Annotated in this window: 17 protein-coding genes; 7 read left to right on the top strand and 10 right to left on the bottom strand. The window is 62.8% G+C overall.

Going from position 1 to position 18,295, the window contains the following annotated elements; all coding sequences use genetic code 11:
- The first annotated feature begins 194 nt into the window (after positions 1-194).
- The 5 genes from hutU (at position 195) to AC1DY9_RS12505 (ending at position 6,140) form a co-directional block, all read left to right on the top strand.
- Positions 195-1,901, top strand: coding sequence for a urocanate hydratase (gene hutU / locus AC1DY9_RS12525; protein WP_477666643.1), 1,707 nt, complete (start codon positions 195-197; stop codon positions 1,899-1,901).
- A gap of 86 nt (positions 1,902-1,987) precedes the next feature.
- Positions 1,988-3,532 (top strand): histidine ammonia-lyase, encoded by a 1,545-nt coding sequence (hutH, locus tag AC1DY9_RS12520; protein WP_457281021.1) that lies wholly within the window; start codon positions 1,988-1,990, stop codon positions 3,530-3,532.
- A gap of 53 nt (positions 3,533-3,585) precedes the next feature.
- Complete coding sequence (locus tag AC1DY9_RS12515; RefSeq protein WP_457281022.1) at positions 3,586-4,542, top strand: ABC transporter substrate-binding protein; 957 nt, start codon at positions 3,586-3,588, stop codon at positions 4,540-4,542.
- Between the two features lie 12 nt (positions 4,543-4,554).
- The gene (locus AC1DY9_RS12510; RefSeq protein ID WP_457281023.1) at positions 4,555-5,334 is read left to right on the top strand and encodes an ABC transporter permease; all 780 of its coding nucleotides are present in this window, start codon (positions 4,555-4,557) and stop codon (positions 5,332-5,334) included.
- A complete protein-coding gene (locus AC1DY9_RS12505; RefSeq protein ID WP_477666642.1) occupies positions 5,331-6,140 on the top strand; it encodes an ABC transporter ATP-binding protein in 810 nt (269 codons plus the stop codon). The genes AC1DY9_RS12510 and AC1DY9_RS12505 overlap by 4 nt, the downstream gene beginning before the upstream one ends.
- Here AC1DY9_RS12505 and AC1DY9_RS12500 read toward each other — a convergent pair.
- The 4 genes from AC1DY9_RS12500 to AC1DY9_RS12485 form a co-directional block, all read right to left on the bottom strand.
- Complete coding sequence (locus AC1DY9_RS12500; RefSeq protein WP_457281025.1) at positions 6,137-7,552, bottom strand: MFS transporter; 1,416 nt, start codon at positions 7,550-7,552, stop codon at positions 6,137-6,139. The two genes, AC1DY9_RS12505 and AC1DY9_RS12500, sit on opposite strands and share 4 nt — an antisense overlap.
- Before the next feature lie 337 nt (positions 7,553-7,889).
- On the bottom strand, positions 7,890-8,462 hold the full coding sequence (locus AC1DY9_RS12495) for a hypothetical protein (RefSeq protein WP_477666641.1): 573 nt from the start codon (positions 8,460-8,462) through the stop codon (positions 7,890-7,892).
- A gap of 69 nt (positions 8,463-8,531) precedes the next feature.
- The gene (locus tag AC1DY9_RS12490) at positions 8,532-8,753 is read right to left on the bottom strand and encodes a CsbD family protein (RefSeq protein ID WP_457281027.1); all 222 of its coding nucleotides are present in this window, start codon (positions 8,751-8,753) and stop codon (positions 8,532-8,534) included.
- A gap of 482 nt (positions 8,754-9,235) precedes the next feature.
- Positions 9,236-10,846 carry an ABC transporter permease gene (locus AC1DY9_RS12485; RefSeq protein WP_457281028.1) on the bottom strand — a complete coding sequence of 537 codons (1,611 nt, stop codon included), beginning with the start codon at positions 10,844-10,846 and terminating at the stop codon, positions 9,236-9,238.
- A gap of 124 nt (positions 10,847-10,970) precedes the next feature.
- Between AC1DY9_RS12485 and AC1DY9_RS12480 the strand changes: the two genes are divergently transcribed.
- Positions 10,971-12,065, top strand: a complete 1,095-nt coding sequence (locus tag AC1DY9_RS12480; RefSeq protein WP_457281029.1) for an ABC transporter ATP-binding protein — start codon at positions 10,971-10,973, stop codon at positions 12,063-12,065.
- Positions 12,066-12,069: 4 nt separating this feature from the next.
- On the opposite strand, the gene AC1DY9_RS12475 is transcribed toward AC1DY9_RS12480, so the two are convergent.
- The 6 genes from AC1DY9_RS12475 to AC1DY9_RS12450 form a co-directional block, all read right to left on the bottom strand.
- Positions 12,070-12,816, bottom strand: coding sequence for a lysophospholipid acyltransferase family protein (locus AC1DY9_RS12475; protein WP_457281030.1), 747 nt, complete (start codon positions 12,814-12,816; stop codon positions 12,070-12,072).
- A gap of 15 nt (positions 12,817-12,831) precedes the next feature.
- Complete coding sequence (locus AC1DY9_RS12470; protein ID WP_457281031.1) at positions 12,832-14,139, bottom strand: dihydroorotase; 1,308 nt, start codon at positions 14,137-14,139, stop codon at positions 12,832-12,834.
- A 17-nt stretch (positions 14,140-14,156) separates the two neighbouring features.
- Positions 14,157-15,119: an aspartate carbamoyltransferase catalytic subunit gene (locus tag AC1DY9_RS12465; RefSeq protein WP_457281032.1), complete on the bottom strand. Its 963-nt coding sequence runs from the start codon at positions 15,117-15,119 to the stop codon at positions 14,157-14,159.
- Between the two features lie 66 nt (positions 15,120-15,185).
- Positions 15,186-15,689: a bifunctional pyr operon transcriptional regulator/uracil phosphoribosyltransferase PyrR gene (pyrR, locus tag AC1DY9_RS12460; RefSeq protein WP_457281033.1), complete on the bottom strand. Its 504-nt coding sequence runs from the start codon at positions 15,687-15,689 to the stop codon at positions 15,186-15,188.
- The gene (gene ruvX, locus AC1DY9_RS12455; protein WP_457281034.1) at positions 15,686-16,108 is read right to left on the bottom strand and encodes a Holliday junction resolvase RuvX; all 423 of its coding nucleotides are present in this window, start codon (positions 16,106-16,108) and stop codon (positions 15,686-15,688) included. The genes pyrR and ruvX overlap by 4 nt, the downstream gene beginning before the upstream one ends.
- Positions 16,105-16,692, bottom strand: a complete 588-nt coding sequence (locus AC1DY9_RS12450; RefSeq protein ID WP_457281035.1) for a YqgE/AlgH family protein — start codon at positions 16,690-16,692, stop codon at positions 16,105-16,107. Before AC1DY9_RS12450 ends, ruvX begins: the two co-directional genes overlap by 4 nt.
- A gap of 109 nt (positions 16,693-16,801) precedes the next feature.
- On the opposite strand from AC1DY9_RS12450, the gene AC1DY9_RS12445 reads away from it, so the two are divergent.
- Positions 16,802-18,274 (top strand): cryptochrome/photolyase family protein, encoded by a 1,473-nt coding sequence (locus AC1DY9_RS12445; RefSeq protein WP_457281036.1) that lies wholly within the window; start codon positions 16,802-16,804, stop codon positions 18,272-18,274.
- Positions 18,275-18,295: the final 21 nt, after the last annotated feature.

Raw genomic sequence — 18,295 nt, 5'->3', positions numbered from 1 at the left:
CCGCAAAAGTCCGACCCTTCATCGGCCAGTCAGGGTTGCCGGGCCGGCTTTTGCGCACAAACCATAGATTACCGCAGTTGACACAAGTTGTATAGACAACTACGATTTATCCCATCGCCGGTTGATTCCTGGTTGATTCCTTTTTCTGGCGCTGTGAAATTCCCCTGTTATCCCGTCTTCTCCGGAGCAATCTCATGTCCGATCTTTCCCAAACCCCTTTTCTGGATAGCAAGGCCCGCCCCGTGCGTGCGCCCCGCGGCAGCACCCTTACCTGCGCCAACTGGCAAATCGAGGCGGCCTACCGCATGATCCAGAACAACCTGGACCCGGAAGTCGCCGAAAACCCCGACGAGCTGGTGGTATACGGCGGCATCGGCAAGGCGGCCCGCAACTGGCCGGCCTTTGACGCCATCCTTGATTCCCTGCGCAAACTCAAAGCCGACGAAACCCTGCTGGTGCAGTCGGGCAAGCCGGTTGGCGTGTTCCGCACCCACACGGGCGCGCCGCGCGTGCTGATCGCCAATTCCAACCTGGTACCCAAGTGGGCGACCTGGGAGCATTTCAACGAACTGGACCGCGCGGGCCTGATGATGTACGGCCAGATGACGGCCGGCAGCTGGATCTACATCGGCACCCAGGGCATCGTGCAAGGCACGTATGAAACCTTTGTGGAAGCGGGCCGCCAGCATTTCAACGGCGACCTGGCCGGCCGTTGGGTGCTGACTGCCGGCCTGGGCGGCATGGGTGGCGCGCAGCCGCTGGCTGCTACCTTTGCCGGCGCCTGCTCGCTCAACATCGAGTGCCAGCAGTCCAGCATCGACTTCCGGCTGCGCACACGTTATGTCGACAAGCAGGCCAAAGACCTTGACGAAGCGCTGGAGATGATCAGGTACCACACCTCACGCAAGGAGGCCGTTTCCATCGCCCTGTGCGGTAATGCGGCCGAAATTGTTCCCGAGCTGGTCAAGCGCGCCAAGGCGGGCGGCATTCGCCCCGACATCGTCACCGACCAGACCTCGGCCCACGACATCATCAATGGTTACTTGCCCGCCGGCTGGACGGTGGCGCAATGGCGCGCCGCGCAAAAAGACCCTGCGCAGCATGCCGCACTGACAAAAGCCGCCGGCGAATCCTGCGTGGCGCACGTCAAAGCCATGCTGGCCTTCCACGAAATGGGCATTCCCACGGTGGACTACGGCAACAACCTGCGCCAGGTTGCCAAGGATTTCGGCGTCGACAACGCCTTTGACTACCCCGGCTTTGTGCCCGCCTACATTCGCCCGCTGTTCTGCCGTGGGGTCGGCCCCTTCCGTTGGGTGGCACTCTCAGGCGACCCGGAGGACATCCAGAAAACCGACGCGAAGATGAAAGAGCTCTTCCCCAACAACAAACACCTGCACCGCTGGCTGGACATGGCCGAAGAGCGCATCGCTTTTCAGGGCCTGCCGGCGCGCATCTGCTGGATAGGACTGGGCGAGCGCCACCTGGCGGGCCTGGCCTTTAACGAGATGGTGAAAAACGGTGAGCTCAAAGGCCCCATCGTGATCGGCCGCGACCACCTGGACAGCGGCTCCGTCGCCTCGCCCAACCGCGAGACCGAGGCCATGAAAGACGGCAGCGATGCCGTGAGCGACTGGCCGTTGCTAAACGCGCTCCTCAACACCGCCAGCGGAGCGACCTGGGTCAGCCTGCACCATGGCGGCGGTGTCGGCATGGGCTATTCGCAGCACTCGGGCGTGGTCATCGTGTGCGACGGCACTGCCGAGGCCTCCGAGAAATTAAGCCGCGTGCTGTTCAATGACCCGGCCACCGGTGTGATGCGTCATGCCGATGCAGGCTATGACATCGCCAAACAATGCGCCAAAGACAACGGGCTGAACCTGCCCATGCTGGGCGACTGAACAGATGCGCGATAGCGGTAGTCATATCCATAGCGCCGCCAGGCACCTATGACACCGCAACCTCCTCCTTTTCCAGATACAACACCATGAAGATCACCATCCAACCCGGCCTGCTGACGCTGGCACAGCTGCGGGATATCCATACCAGCCGCCCGCTGCTTGCCATTGATCCAGCCGCCACGACAGGCATTCGCGCCAGCGCCGCGCTGGTGCAAAAGGCCGCGCAGGGCGGCGACGCTGTCTACGGCGTCAACACCGGCTTCGGCAAGCTGGCCAACCAGCGCATCGCTCAGGCTGATCTTGAAACACTGCAGCTCAACCTGCTGCGCTCACATGCCGTGGGTGTGGGCGAGCCCATGCCCGAACGCGTGGTGCGCCTGGTGCTGCTGCTCAAGGCCGCGAGCCTGGCGCGCGGCTTCTCAGGTGTGCGTGAGGTCGTCATCGACACCCTGATGGCGCTCTACAACAAGGGCCTCACACCCGTGATCCCTTGCCAGGGCTCGGTCGGCGCTTCGGGCGACCTCGCGCCACTGGCTCACCTGTGCCTGCCGCTGATTGGCGAAGGCGAAGTCTTCTATCAGGGCCAGCGCATCGCCGCAGCTGAGGCACTCAAGCAAGCCGCCATCACGCCGGTCAAGCTGTCGGCCAAGGAAGGCCTGGCACTGATCAACGGCACGCAGGTCTCGACCGCGCTGGCGCTGGATGCGCTGCTCGCCACCGACCGACTGTTTGAAGCCGCCGTGATCTCGGGCGCTGTCACACTGGACGCCGCCCGCGGCAGCGACGGACCGTTTGATCCGCGCATTCACGCGGTGCGCGGCCAGCCGGGCCAGATCGACTGCGCCGCCGCCTACCGCGCCATCATGGTGGGCAGCGAGATCCGCCGCTCGCACCTTGAGGGCGACGACCGCGTGCAAGACCCTTACTGCCTGCGCTGCCAGCCGCAGGTGATGGGCGCCTGCCTGGACCAGATGCGTTATGCCACGCAGGTGCTGATGCGCGAAGCCAACGCCGTGACCGACAACCCGCTGGTGTTTGCCGATGACGCAACGCTGCTCTCAGGGGGAAACTTCCACGCAGAACCGGTTGCGCTGGCTTGCGACGCACTGGCCGTTGCCATTGCCGAAATCGGCGCGATTACCGAGCGCCGCATCGCCATGCTGGTCGATACCGTGGCCTCGCGCTTGCCGGCCTTCCTCACACCCGAGCCGGGCCTCAACTCTGGCTTCATGATCGTGCATGTCACAGCCGCCGCGCTGGCCTCTGAAAACAAATCACTGGCCCACCCCGCCAGCGTCGACAGCCTGCCGACCTCGGCCAACCAGGAAGACCATGTGAGCATGGCCACCTTCGCGGCGCGCCGGCTTCAGCCCATGTTGCGCAATACCGAATACATCGTCGCCATCGAACTGTTGGCCGCCGCGCAGGGCATTGAATTCTTGCGCCCGCTCAAGAGCTCCGCTGTGCTGGAAGGCGTGCTGCAACTGGTGCGCCAAGCCTCTCCGGCCATGATGCATGACCGCAGCCTTGCACCCGACATGGAGAAGGTGCACCAATTGGTAGCGGGTGGACGTATTGGCCTGGCCGGAGAAGCCCAAATCACCGAGTTGACCGCCTTGCGGCTGGCATGAAGCCTGCATACATTAGCAATACCTCAGTCGATACCCCCAACAGGAGCAACTTCATGAAGAAACAACTCGCCCTTTCGATGCTGGCCGGCGTCGCAGCTCTCGCCATGGGCAGCGCCCACGCGCAAGAAACCAAAGTCGCCGTCGGTATCTCCGGCTGGACAGGTTTTGCCCCGCTGACCCTGGCCAAAGAAGCCGGCATCTTCAAGAAGAACGGGCTTGATGTGTCGATCAAAAAGATTCCACAAAAAGACCGCCACCTGGCGATTGCTTCAGGTGACGTGCAGTGCGCCGCCACCACAGTCGAGACCTGGGTGGTGTGGAACGCCAACGGTGTGGCCACCACGCAGATCTTCCAGCTCGACAAGAGCTACGGCGCAGACGGCATGGTGGTCAAGCCCGCCATCACCAAAATCACTGACCTCAAAGGCAAAACCGTGGCCGCCAGCGCGCCCGGCACCTCGCCCTATTTCGCCCTGGCGTGGATGCTGAAGAAAAACGGCATGAGCACCAAGGACGTGAAGGTAGTCAACCTTGAGCCGCAGGCCGCGGCAAACGCCATGATTGCCGGCACCGACGGCGTGGATGCCGCGATGACTTACGAGCCCTACCTGGGCGCAGTGCGCGCCAAGCCAGAGGCCGGCAAGATCCTCGCCACCACACTTGACTACCCCATGGTGATGGACACCTTCGGTTGCACGCCCAAGTTCCTGTCTGAAAACCCCAAGGCTGCCAAGGCCCTGGCCGACAGCTACTTTGAGGCCGTCGAGATGATCCAGAAAGAACCGAAAAAGAGCTTCGAAATCATGGGCGCCGACGTGAAGCAGACCGGCGAAGCCTTTGAGGCCTCGTCCAAATACCTGCGCTGGCAAGACCGCGCGGCCAACCAGAAATTCTTTGCCGGCGAACATGCCGCCTTCAGCAAGGAAGCGGCTGACCTGCTGCTGGAAGCCGGCATCATCAAGGCGCTGCCTGATATGAGCAAGCTCGCCGACACGCGTTTTCTCAAGTAAGCACGCGAAAGCATGCGGCCACTACAACCCGTCTCGCCCGGCGCGCGCATCGCGCTGGGTGTGAGTTTCTTCGTTCTCTTCTTCGTGGTGTGGGCCATCTTCACGCTGGGCGGCTATGTCTCCAAGACATTTCTGGCCGACCCCATCACCATGGTTAAGTCAGGTTACGACCTGCTGGCCAACCAGGGTTTCGCCAAGGACATTGGCATGACGGTCTGGCGGGTACTGGGCGGCTTTGCGATTGCCGCCTTGCTGGCCGTTCCGCTGGGGGTGATGATGGGCGCCTACAAACCGGTTGAAGCGTTCTTTGAACCCTTTGTGAGCTTTGCGCGTTACCTGCCCGCCTCTGCGTTTATTCCGCTGCTCATCCTCTGGGCAGGTATCGGAGAGGCACAGAAGCTCGCCGTGATTTTTATCGGCTCCTTCTTTCAACTGGTGTTGATGATTGCCGTGAGCGTCGGCAATACCCGGCGCGACCTGGTCGAGGCGGCCTACACGTTGGGCGCGGCCGACCGCGGCATCGTGGTGCGCGTGCTGCTGCCCAGTGCAGCGCCCGAGATTGCCGAGACCTTGCGCATGGTACTGGGCTGGGCCTGGACCTATGTGATCGTCGCGGAGCTGATAGGCGCGTCCAGCGGCATCGGCCACATGATCACTGACAGCCAGGCACTGCTAGCGACAGACCAGATCATCTTCGGCATTATCGTCATTGGTGTATTCGGCCTGGTCACCGACCTGGTATTTAAAGCGCTCAATAGAAAACTTTTCCCGTGGGCTCAGTTAGGCCGATGACTTCTTCCTCCACACCGATCCTGACCGTCAACCAGCTGTCGAAAACCTTTGCCGCCAACAAGGGCCCCGGCACCGTCGCGCTGCAAGCAACTGATCTGGCGGTTGCCGAGAACGACTTCATCACCATCCTCGGCCCTTCAGGCTGCGGCAAGTCCACCCTGCTGCGCATGGTCGCCGGGCTGGACATCCCCACAAGCGGCACCATCGTGCTGGACGGCAAACCCATAGCGGGCCCTGGCGCGGACCGCGGCATGGTGTTCCAGAGCTACACGCTCTTTCCGTGGCTCACGATTTTGCAAAACGTCTGCTTTGGCCTGCGGGAAAAAGGCATGCCACTGGAAAAGCAGCACGATATCGCGCACCAATTCATCAAGAAGGTCGGACTGCAGGGATTTGAGAACCATTTCCCCAAGCAGCTCTCGGGCGGCATGCAACAACGCACAGCACTCGCTCGTGCCCTTGCCAACAACCCGCGCATCCTGCTGATGGACGAGCCCTTCGGCGCACTCGACCATCAGACGCGCGAGCTGATGCAGGAGCTGCTGCAAGGCATCTGGGAGGCCGAGCAGAAAACCGTGCTGTTCGTGACGCATGACATCGATGAGGCCATCTTTATGGGCAGCCGCGTGGTCGTCATGAGCGCAAGACCGGGCCGCATCAAGTGCGACATTGCGGTGCCCCTGGAGCATCCACGGCATTACTCGGTAAAGACGACCCCGGTTTTCACGGATCTCAAGGCAAAACTTACCGAAGAAATCCGCGTCGAGGTGCACCGGGCGGCGGGCCTGCAGGCGCCCGTCGTTTAATCCGTCTGAGTTTTGGTTCGTGCTGCCTGCGTCATGCGCAAGGCGCTGCAAACACCGGCCGTGGCGGCAAAGGCAGCGGCCAGCCAAAGGGCAATCAAGGGACCCTGACCGCCTTCGCCGGGACTGGACACGGCAAAAATCATCGCCAGCAAAACCGCGCCCAATGTCTGTCCCGTCAAACGCGCCGTGCCCAGCATGCCGCTGGCGCCGCCGCTGCGGTGTGCGGGCGCCGAGGTGATGATGGTGTGGTTGTTGGGTGACTGAAAGAGGCCGTAGCCGATGCCGCACAGCGCCATGCGCCAGACGATGTCGGCCTGCGCCGGATGCACGGGCAACACGGCCAGCAACACCAACCCCAGGCAGAGCATGGCCATGCCAACGCCGCCCAGCAGGCCGCCTGGATAGCGCCCTATGAGCCGGCCCACCAGCGGCGAAGTCACCACAATCGCCAGCGGCCAGGCGGTGAGCAGCAAGCCCGCCTCGAGGTGGCTGAAGCCGTAGCTGCCCAGCAGCAAAAAGGGCAGACAGATATAGGCCAGCGTCTGCGCGCAGAAGGCGCCTATCGACGTGCCCATGGACAGCGCGAACACGGGAATGCGCAGCAAATCAAGCGGGAATAGCGGCACGGGCATGGCCAGCTGGCGGCGCACGTAGATCACGCCGATGACGATTCCGGCGGCCAGCTCGGCCAGCGGCAGCCACAAGGATGATGCAGCACCCGGCACAGCTTCCACACGTACACCCAGGCCGTCTACGCCCAGGAACACCAGGCCGAACATCAGGGCGTTGAGCACCACATCGACCAGTGAGAGCTTGAGGCTCTCTGCCTTGGCGGTGTTCTCGGGCAGGGCCTTTCGACCCCACCACAACGACATCAGGCCGAATGGCACATTGAGCGCAAACAGCCACGGCCACGAACCGACGGAAAGAATGCCGGCCGCAATCGACGGGCCGGCCACCGAGGCGGTGGCCACCACCAGCGAGTTAATGGCGATGCCGCGGCCGAGCAGGTGTTTGGGGTAGATGAGCCGAACCAGCGCGGTGTTGACGCTCATGAGGCCAGCCGCGCCCAAGCCCTGCAGCACGCGGGCCAGCGCCAGTGTGGTCAATGAATCAGCCAGCGCACAGAGCAGCGAGGCCAGCGTGAACACGGCCATGCCCGCCAGGTAAACGCGACGGTAACCGATGATGTCGCCTAATGTGGCCAGCGGCAGCAAGAGCGCCAGCGTGGCGACCTGGTAGGCGTTGACGACCCAGATGGACTGGGCGGGCGCGGCGTTCAGTTCTCGGGCGATGTCCGGCAGCGCCAGGTTGACGATGGTCCCGTCGAGCACCGCCATGACAATACCGAGAACGATGACCAGCAACGCACGCAAGCGTTCGCGAGCGGGCAAACCATCCTGAACAATCATGCGTACCTTTGCTGGAACTGATGGGGATCAGGGCAGTCGCCATGAAGGCAGCCGCTGAATCCCAAAGGCCCCGATTTTACGGGCGCAGGATGGGATGCGCAGCGCGGGGGCCGCTGAGGGAAAATGCCGCGCGCGGGCTCAGGCGCATGGCCTGCGGTCGGTGGCTTTTCGCGGTCTTCGTGCCATTTTTTGCACAAATTGCCGACAGATCATTCGCATCGTGCGCAAGCAGCTATTCATTTGATAGCAAGGAATAAAAAATCCCGGGCTGCAAATGCAGGACCGGGATTGGGGTTGCCATTCCGACAGGCCTTGCCGAGGCCAACCGGTGGGCAGCTTACTTCATGCCGTACTTCGCCTTGGCATCGTTCTGGCAGCTGTCCTTGGCGGTTCCGGTGAGGGCATCGCAGCGTTCTTTGGCGGCCTTGTAATTGGCCTCGCGCTTTTCGGCGTTGGCGTCCTTCCTGGCTTCGGTCACTTTTTCAGTCTTGTTCTTGCTGGTGTCGGCTGAGGTCTTGGCGACCTTGGCGTCTTCCTTGGCTTTGACGTGGGCCGCTTTGGCATCTTTCACGCAGACGTCCTTGTCATTGCCTTTCAGGTCGTCGCACTTTTCCTTGGCGGCGTCGTAGGCGGCATCGCCTTTGGCCAGAGCCACCTTTTCGGTGTTGCGCGGGCTGGGCTTGTACTGGGCTTCCAGTTCGGCCTTGGCGACTTTTTCAGCGCCTTTGGCTTCGGCCACGCAGATGTCTTTGGCATTGTCTTTCAAGGTGGCGCACTTGTCGCGACCGGCTTTGTAGTCGGCCGAGATGCGGTCGCTCTGGGCTTTATGTTCCTCTTTGGTCATAGCCAGGGCCTGGCCGGCAAAAGCGCAAGACATCACGGCTGTCAGCATCAGCAATTTGGTTTTCATGGATTTTCCTTTGGATGAGTTGGAGTTATGGATTGGTTGGGGATGGACCCTGGAGCGCTCAACGGCGGATCAATAACGCTCAAAAAAATCGGTCGGGTTGCGGTCCTTCCAGGCGGCGACCTGCTTCTCAGCCTCATCCTTGCTGAGGCCGTGGCGCTCCTGGATGCGGCCCAGCAACTGGTCGCGTTTGCCGGCGATCACATCAAGGTCGTCGTCAGTGAGCTTGCCCCACTGTTCTTTGACCTTGCCTTTGAATTGAAGCCAGTTGCCTTCCACGCGGTCTTTGTTCATGGTGTCCTCCTGAACGTCAATTGATAAATTCGCCCGTGGCACTGATGTCCTATTCGCTGCGTGCTACTTCCCGGGCGGCATATTCACACCATAAGTTCGTTCTTTTTCTCCCACCGTAGGTCCCCGTATTTGATGAGCGTAGGTTCATGCTTACAGGGCTGTGTGCCGCGCTGCGAGAGCGCGCCATTGCGCGAAGGAAAGCAACAAAATTCGCAACGGCTTCCTGGCCGGAACATAGTTGCATAGCACGCTGGCCAGCCAAGGCAAGAACGGTTTTTCTTTCGACATCAAGGGGGTGCGAGGTGCCAACACCAAAGATGAAAAAGCGCAGTACGTCGCGAAGCCTTTTCCTCCTTCTGCAAGCTGCTGGGCAATGTGCACGATGTGCGCGCCGAAGCCTGCGGCTTGGTGGCCCGACACAGGAATACCGCTACATCAAGGCCAAGGCCTGAGTGCGGGTGACGGGGACAGGCTGGTTGCGTTTACTTAGACCGCAGTGTGCGGCTGAGCAGCGCGACGGGCAGCAAACCCACCAGCACCAGCGCCAGCGCGGGCAAGGCGGCCTCACCGAGCCGCTCGTCGCGCGCGAGCTGGTAGGTGATCACGGCCAGGGTGTCGCTGTTGAAGGGCCGCAGCACCAGCGTGGCGGGCAGCTCTTTCATCACATCGACAAACACCAGCAAGCCGGCCGCCGCGACCGAGCGCTTGAGCAGCGGCCAGTGCACGCGGCTGAGGATGCCCATACCGCTGGTGCCCAGCATGCGCGCGCTGTCGTCAAAGCTGGCCGGGATGCGCGAGTAGCCGCTTTGCAGGCTTTGCAGTGCCACGGCGCTGAAGCGCACCAGGTAAGCCCAGACCACGCCGAGGATGGTGGCGGTGACCCAGTAGCCCGCGCTTGTCTGCGGCGCGGCGGATTGCAGCCAGCTCACAGGCAGCAAGAGGCCCACCACAATCACCGCGCCGGGCACGGCATAACCCAGACCCGCCAGGTGCACGGCAGCGCGGGTGAGCAGGCCCGGTTGCCGGCGCACCGCAAAGGCCAAGCCCAAGGCAAGCGCGGTGGCCAACAGCGCGCTCAAGCCTGCGAGGCCAATGCTGCTGAGCGTCCAGCCAATGAATTTGTCCCAAAGCAGGTTGTCCCAGCCCAGCGCCAGCGGGCGCAGCATAAAGAGCACCGGCAGCACAAAGCCCAGCGCGATGGGCACGGCGCACACGAGCCAGGCCGAAACGGCGCGCAGGCCGCGCAACTGCGCGGGGGCCGCGTCTTGCGCGCCCGCGCGTGCACCGCGGCCGGTGGCAAAGCGCATGCGCTTTTGCGCGCTGTGCTCTATCCACAGCAGCAGCGCGACAAAGAAAAGCAGCACGGTCGCCAGCTGCGCCGCAGCGATGCGGTTGTCCATCGAGAGCCACGCCTTGTAGATGCCGGCGGTGAAGGTCTGGATGCCGAAATAGCTGGAGACGCCGAAGTCGGCCAGTGTTTCCATGAGCGCCAGCGCCACACCAGCGGCCACGGCAGGCCGCGCCAGCGGCAGCGCTACACCGCGGATGCGGCGCGACAGCGGTGCGCCCAGCAGGCGCGCCGCTTCCATCAGGTGCACGGCGCGCTCAGACAGGGCCGTGCGCGCAAGCAGGTACACATAGGGGTAGAGCGCGACGGTGAAGACCAGTACGGCACCCCCCAGGCTGCGCACCTCGGGCAGCAGCCGGCCCTGCAGGCCGAAGCTGGCACGCAGCCAGGTCTGCAGCGGGCCGGCGTATTGGAGAAAGTCGGTATACGCATAGGCCAGCACATAGGCCGGCATGGCCAGCGGCAGCAGCAAGGCCCACTCAAACACCCGGCGCCCGGGGAAATCAAACAGCGTGACCATGCTGGCGGTGGCCATTCCCACCACCGCCACGCCAAAGGCCACGCACAGGCACAGCAGCAGTGATGTGCGCGTGTAATCGGGCAACACGGTCTGCAGCATCTGCAGCAGGATGGATTGCGCATCGCTGTTGAACTGCAGCCAGGACAAGGCGACGGCCAGCACCGGCAGCGTCAGCAGCCCAACCAGCAAAAACAGCACAACAGAAGGGAAATATCGGCGAAACATGGAGCCCCGGAAAGCCTCAGCAAAAAGGCCTCTCGCGGGAAGGAGCCCTGCCCCCGCCTGCGTTCGCCACGCTTTTGCAGTCAGTCACTGCAAATGAGAATTGTAAGCATCTACAATTGTCTGCATGTTTCTGGATATCTCCCAGTTGGGCGTGCACTACGCCGGCCGCTCAAAACCCGCCGTGGACGGCGTGTCGTTCAGCCTCCAGGCAGGGGAAATCGGCGTTCTGATCGGGCCTTCAGGTTGCGGCAAAACCACCTTGCTGCGCGCAGTGGCTGGCCTTGAACGGGCCAATGCCGGCAGCATTACGCTGGCAAAGGATGTGGTGAGCACCGCCGCCTTGCATGTGCCGGCCGAATCCCGCCGCATTGGCATGGTGTTTCAGGACTACGCGCTGTTTCCGCATCTGGATGCCGCGCACAACGTGGCCTTCGGGCTCACTCATCTAACACCCGCTCAGCGCAAGCAGCGCGTCGGAGACGTGCTGGAGCTGGTCGGCTTGGGCAATGTGCACAAGCGCTTTCCGCATGAGCTTTCAGGCGGCCAGCAGCAACGCGTGGCACTGGCGCGCGCGCTGGCGCCGCAGCCACGCCTGCTGCTGCTGGATGAGCCTTTTTCCAACCTGGACGTGGACCTGCGCGAGCGCCTGGCGCACGAGGTGCGCGGCATCCTGAAGGCGGCTGGCGCCACAGCGCTGTTCGTCACACATGACCAGCTGGAGGCTTTTGCCATCGGCGACCGCATCGGCGTAATGCACCAGGGCAAACTGCACCAGTGGGATGAGGCTTATGCGCTGTACCACCGCCCTGCCACCCGATTTGTGGCTGACTTCATCGGCCATGGGGTCTTCGCACAAGCCCATATCGAGCAACACGGTGACGACGTGGTGGTGCATACCGCGCTCGGTGACCTGACGGACATGCTGGAGTGCCCGCTGCCCGGGGCGTACGCCGGCGGCTTGTGCGATGTGCTGCTGCGTGCCGACGACATCGTGCATGATGACAACGCCCCGGTGAAGGCGCAGATCGTGCGCAAGGCGTTTCGCGGCTCGGAGTTTTTGTATACGCTCAAGCTGCAGACTGGCGAGACGGTGATGGCGCATGTGCCGTCGCACCACAACCACGCGCTGGGCGAGTGGATAGGCATACGTGCCGAGGTCGACCATGTGGTGACCTTTCCGCGCGAAGTTGGCGCGGCGCCGGCTATAACACCAGCCTGACGTTTCAGCGTCCTTGCGTCTGCCTCAGACGCTCAATGTCCTCGCGCAGCGTCTGTGCCCACACCCGCCGGGTCTGGCCTTGCGGGGCCTGCGCCTGGCCAAAGGTGACGACCGCCTTGAGCGGCGGCGCTGTCAGGGTCCGCCAGATTGATCCGACCAAGGTTTCGTCATCCACATAACTGGGCGCAAAGCTGGTCGCGCCGCTGGCGGCGTCAACGAACTTCAGAGCCACCGGCTGCACCGGCACAGACGCTTCAATGGCCGCCTGGATGAGGTTGGCGTGAAAGTGCTTGAGGGTGATGCCGTCGCCGGTGGTGCCTTCAGGAAACACCGCCAGGATGTCGCCCGCGCGAAGGCGGTCCGCCATTTGCGTGACGACGCGATGGGCGTCGCGCCGGGACTCGCGCTCGATATACAGCGAACCTGCGCCGTCGGACAGCGTACGGACAAAGGGCCAGTCCCGCACGTCCGCTTTGGAGACAAAACGGCAGTGCCGCGAGGCATGCATCACCAGGATGTCCAGCCACGAAATATGGTTGGCCACCAGCAGCACCGGGCCACCTGCCGGGGGCGTACCGTTGACCACCAGCTCAATGCCCACAATGCGCAGCATGGCCCCGGCCCATGCCTGCACGCGGGCCTCCTGCTCAGCCTGGGGCAGCTTGGGGAAAACAGTCTTGATGGTCCAGAACCCCGTTACGGCGTGCACGGCGGCGCGCAGCAAGGTTCCGCAAAAGTGAAGCCATTTCATAAATGAGCAGGCACCTCAGTGCGAGGCTTCGGGGGCTTCATAGGCCAGCTGCCCGCCTACGATGGTCCAGCGCACACGCGCAGGCATCTGGTGACCCGAGAACGGTGTGTGCTTGCCCTGGCTGCGCAAGGCGGCGGGCTCGACTGTCCATTCACCGGTGGGGTCAAACACGCAGATATCGGCCACGCCGCCTTTAACGAGCTGCCCCGCGCTGGCCTGCAGCGTGCCAAGCGCGTTGCCCAGCACTCGCGCGGGTTCACTCGTGAGCACTGCCAGCGCGCGCTGCAGACCAACATCGCTGTCAGTACCCCATTTGCAGGCCAGGCCCAGCAGCAATTCAAGCCCCGTGGCGCCGGGCTCAGCCTCGGCAAAGGGCAGGGTTTTGGCGTCTTCGTCGACGGGCGTGTGGTCTGACACCAGTGCGTCGATAGTACCGTCGGCCAGTCCCTGGCGGATGGCGTCGCGGTCGCGCTGCTGGCGCAGCGGCGGGTCCAGCCGCATCCGGCTGTCGAAGTAGCCGATGTCCACGTCGGTCAAGTGCAGGCTGTTGATGCTGACATCGCAGGTCACGGCCAGGCCTTCTGCCTTGGCCTTGGCCACCAGAGCCACACCCGCGGCGCTGCTGATGCGGCACAGGTGCACGCGCGCGCCGGTGGCCCGCACCAGTTCGAAGATGGTGTGCAGCGCAATGGTCTCAGCGGCAACCGATACGCCGCTCAGGCCCAGGCGTGTGGCCAGTGGGCCGCTGGCGGCGACGCCGCTGCCCAGGTACATCTCCTGCGGGCGCAGCCAGACGGTGTAGCCGAAGGTCGAGGCGTATTGCAGGGCGCGCATCATGACTTGCGTGTTGGCCAGCGGCACCTCTGCCTGGCTGAAGCCCACGCAACCCGATTCCGTCAATTCGACCATCTCGGTCAGCGTCTCACCCTTGAGAGCACGCGTCAGCGCGCCCAGCGGGAACACGCGCGACTGGTGCAGCTTTTCAGCGCGGAACTTGAGCATTTCAACGAGGCCGGGCTCGTCGAGCACCGGATCGGTATCAGGCGGGCAGACAAGGCTGGTCACGCCGCCAGCGACGGCCGCGGCCAGTTCGCTTTCGAGCATGCCTTCGTGCTCGTGCCCAGGTTCTCGCAAGCGGGCGGACAAGTCGATCAGACCGGGGGCGACGATGCAGCCCGTGGCATCAATCGTCTTGTTGGCCGCGAAATCAGCAGGCGTGCCTTTGAGCGAGACGATACGGCCCGCGGCAATTGCCACGTCGCAGATCTCGTCGAACTTGGAAGCCGGGTCGATAACGCGGCCGTTCTTGATGAGTATCTTCATTCTTTTTTTCTCCGCGTTCAGGCTTCATTCCCAGCGACGATGCTCATCACCGCCATTCGGACCGCGATACCAAAAGTCACTTGCGGCAGGATCACACTTTGCGTTCCGTCGACCACGGCGGAATCAATTTCAACACCGCGGTTGATGGGGCCCGGGTGCATGACAATGGCGTCTGACTTGGCCAGTTTCAATTTTTCGGTGGTGAGGCCGAAGCTCTTGAAGAACTCCTGGCTGCTGGGCAATAGCGCGCCGGACATGCGTTCGTTCTGCAGCCTGAGCATGATGATTACGTCGGCGTCCTTGATACCTTCTTCGAGCGTATTGCAGACGCGCACGCCCATCTGCGCCATGTCGGCGGGCACGAGGGTCTTGGGGCCGACCACGCGCACTTCGGGGCAGCCCAGCGTGGTGAGTGCATGGATGTCGGAACGCGCCACGCGCGAGTGCAGCACGTCACCGACGATGGCGACCGTGAGCTTGCTGAAATCTTTCTTGTAGTGCCGGATGGTGTACATGTCGAGCAGGCCCTGCGTGGGGTGCGCGTGGCGACCGTCGCCGGCATTGATGACGTGCACATGCGGTGCGACGTGCTGGGCAATCAGGTAGGGTGCGCCCGATTCGCTGTGACGCACCACAAAAAGATCGGCGGCCATGGCGCTCAGGTTGGCGATGGTGTCGAGCAGCGACTCGCCCTTGGAGGCCGATGAGCGCGCGATGTCCAGGTTGATGACATCGGCCGACAGCCGCGTGGCGGCGATTTCGAAGGTGGTGCGGGTGCGGGTGGAGTTTTCAAAGAAAAGATTGAAGACACTCTTGCCGCGCAGCAGCGGGACTTTTTTGACTTCGCGGTTGTTGACGCTGACGAAGTTGGCGGCGGTGTCGAGTATCTGCGTCAAGGTGGCCTTGGGCAGGCCTTCAATCGACAGCAGGTGGATCAGCTCGCCGTTTTTGTTGAGTTGCGGATTTCGTCGATACAGCATGTGATGGACTCCTTGGGGTCTCTTGGTTTTTTGGGGGTGGCCTGGCAGTAATAGTGATGGTGACGATCAGCCCTGAACCTGGAAGCTGAACTTGCCGTCCTCTGCGCGGGCCAGCTCAAGCGACTGCGAGGCGGGCAAGGCCACGCGCGCCACCGCCAGGTCGGGCTGCACCGGCAGCTCGCGCCCGCCGCGGTCCACCAGTACGACCAGCTTGACACTGGCGGGCCGGCCGTAGTCAAACAACTCATTGAGCACCGCGCGGATGGTGCGGCCGGTGTAGAGCACGTCGTCGACTACCACCAGGTGGGCGCCGTTCACGTCAAAGGGCAGCAGGGTCTGGCCGCTGGAGGCCAAGCCCCGCTGCGAGAAATCGTCGCGGTGCATGGAGGAAGACAGCACGCCGGCTTCGCCCTCCAGACCCAGGTCTTTTTGCAGGCGCTGTGCCAGCCAGGCGCCGCCGGAGGCCACGCCGACCAGCTTGGGCGGCAAGGGATAGGACGCCAGTTGCTGGCGCATGCCGCGCAGCAGGTCGTTGTATAGCGCCTCGGCGTCAAGGGTCAGGCTGCTCATGGGAAACTCCTTAAAAACTGCTCGAGAATGATGCAGGCCGAGGCCGCGTCGGCATCGACTGCGCCGCCGGCGAGTGCCTCGGTGGTGCTGTAGCGCTCATCCACCTCAAAGACCTGCAGACCGAAGCGCCCGCGAAGCTGGCGGGCGAACTTCTGCGCCCGCGCGGTATTGTCGTGGCTGGCACCGTCGGGGTGAAAGGGCACGCCGACGACGAGGGCGTCGGGCTGCCACTCCTTGATGCGCGTCTCGACGGCCTTGAGGCGGGCGTCGCCACCTTCAGCGTTGATGGTGGGCTGGGGGGTGGCGGTACGGGTCAGCACGTTGCCGGTGGCAACGCCGGTGCGCTTGAGACCGAAGTCGAAAGCCAGAAAGGTTTGGAGGCCAGTGGCCCGAGGGGAAGGCATGGCCGCAAGGCTCATGCGTGACCGGCCTCGGGAGAGAGCATCCAGCTTTGCAGGCCCAGCAGCATGAGCGCCTTGTCGTAGCGTTGCTCTACCGGTGTGTCGAAAATCACACCGACGTCGGCAGCGACCGTGAGCCAGCTGTTGTCCGAGATTTCCGATTCCAGCTGGCCTTCACCCCAGGCCGAATATCCGAGGGAGACAAACACCCTGCGCGGGCCGGCGCCCGTGGAGAGCGCTTCCAGCACGTCTTTGGAGGTGGTCATTTCGAGGCCGCCGGGGATCGTCATCGTCGAGGCATAGACCGATTCGTTGCCCGGCATCATGGATTCGTGGAGAACAAAGCCCCGTTCGGTCTGGACCGGGCCGCCCTGGAATACCGGGGACTGGGTCAGGTCGTCGCGCCGCAGAGGCAACTCGACCTTGTCGAACAGGTTCTTGAGATTGATATCGCTGGGCTTGTTGATGACCAGCCCCAGCGCACCCCGGTCGCTATGTTCGCACATGTACACCACGCTCTTGGCAAAAGCTTCATCATCCATCCCCGGCATGGCAATGAGGAAGTGGTGCGTGAGGTTGATCGATGCAGAATCCGTGGCCATGGCGGGATTTTACGCCGGACGGGACGGCGCGGGGAGCCCACCCTGCCAGCCGCCCGCCAATCCGCGGGGGATCTAAGGCCGGATAGCCGCTTTTCGCTACGATGGCCGGATGCACAAGAAGTATGAAACGGGGTTAATGTGGTTCAGGCGCGACCTGCGGGTTCAGGACAACGCCGCTCTGTACCACGCGCTGAAGTCATGTAAGCAGGTGTATTGCGCACTTGTTTTTGACAAAGCCATTCTGGAGGCTTTGCCTCGAACTGACCGCCGCGTGGAATTCATACGGGAATCGGCACTGAGCCTGGATGGTCAACTGGAGAAGCTGGGCGCAGCGGCTGGCAGCCTAGGCGTCGGCCTGTTGACGGCCCATCACGATGCCGTGGACGCGGTGGTGCGGCTGGCGGCAGAGCTGGGCGCCGATGCCGTCTTTGCCAATCACGATGACGAGCCGCGGTCGCTGGCGCGCGACGCCGCAGTACAAGCGGCGCTCGAGGCCGGGGGCAAGGGCTTTTACAGCTTCAAGGACCACGTTATTTTTGAACGCCAGGAGGTGCTGACCCAGGCGGGCAAGCCTTACACCGTGTTCACGCCTTACAAAAATGCCTGGCTGAAGAAGGTGGACGACTTTTATCTCAAGCCTTATCCCGTCGAAAAGTATGCTGCGGCCCTGGCGTCCGTATCGACAAGCCGACGTCCGGTCCCATCACTGGGTGACCTGGGGTTTGAGGTCAACAACCTGACGGCGCTGAAAATTCCCACGGGCAGCGAAGGCGGTGCCCAGCTTTTGGGGGATTTCGTTGGCCGCATGGCGCAGTACAAGGAGGTACGCGACTTCCCTGCCGTCAAGGGCCCGAGCTACCTGGGCGTGCACCTTCGGTTCGGCACAGTGTCGATACGGCACATGGCTGCGTTCGCTTTAAACGCTGCAAAGCGAGGGAATGAAGGTGCCGCCACCTGGCTCAGCGAATTGATCTGGCGTGATTTTTACGCGCAGATCCTTGCCAATTTTCCGCACGCCGTCGGCAACGCGTTCAAGCCGGACTATGACGCGATACAGTGGGAGAGCGGCGATAAAGCCCAAGTGCTTTTCCAGGCCTGGTGCGAAGGCCGGACGGGCTACCCGCTGGTGGACGCGGCAATGGCCCAGATCAACCAGACGGGCTATATGCACAACCGCCTGCGCATGGTGACTGCCAGTTTTCTGGTGAAAGACCTTGGCATCGACTGGCGTTGGGGCGAACGTTACTTTGCCGAAAAGCTCAACGACTTTGACCTGTCGGCCAACAACGGCGGCTGGCAGTGGGCGGCAAGCACGGGTTGTGACGCGCAGCCTTATTTTCGCATCTTCAACCCGGTCAGCCAGAGCGAGAAGTTCGACGCCGCGGGTAAATTTATTCGCAAATACCTGCCGGTGCTGGCACAGCTGCCAGACAAGGCTTTGCACAGCCCTTGGCTAGCGAACCCGCTGGAGCTGGCCGCCGCGGGCGTGGTGTTGGGCCAAAACTACCCGACGCCCATCGTGCAGCACGACGAAGCGCGGGCGCTTACGCTGCAGCGCTATGCGGTCGTAAAAAAGGCCTGAGAGGAACTCTCAGGCCTTGCT

The organism is Polaromonas sp. P1_F6, from assembly GCF_056405695.1.
The sequence above is the reverse complement of the archived record's forward strand: the minus strand, read 5'-3'. Positions and strand labels throughout refer to the sequence as shown.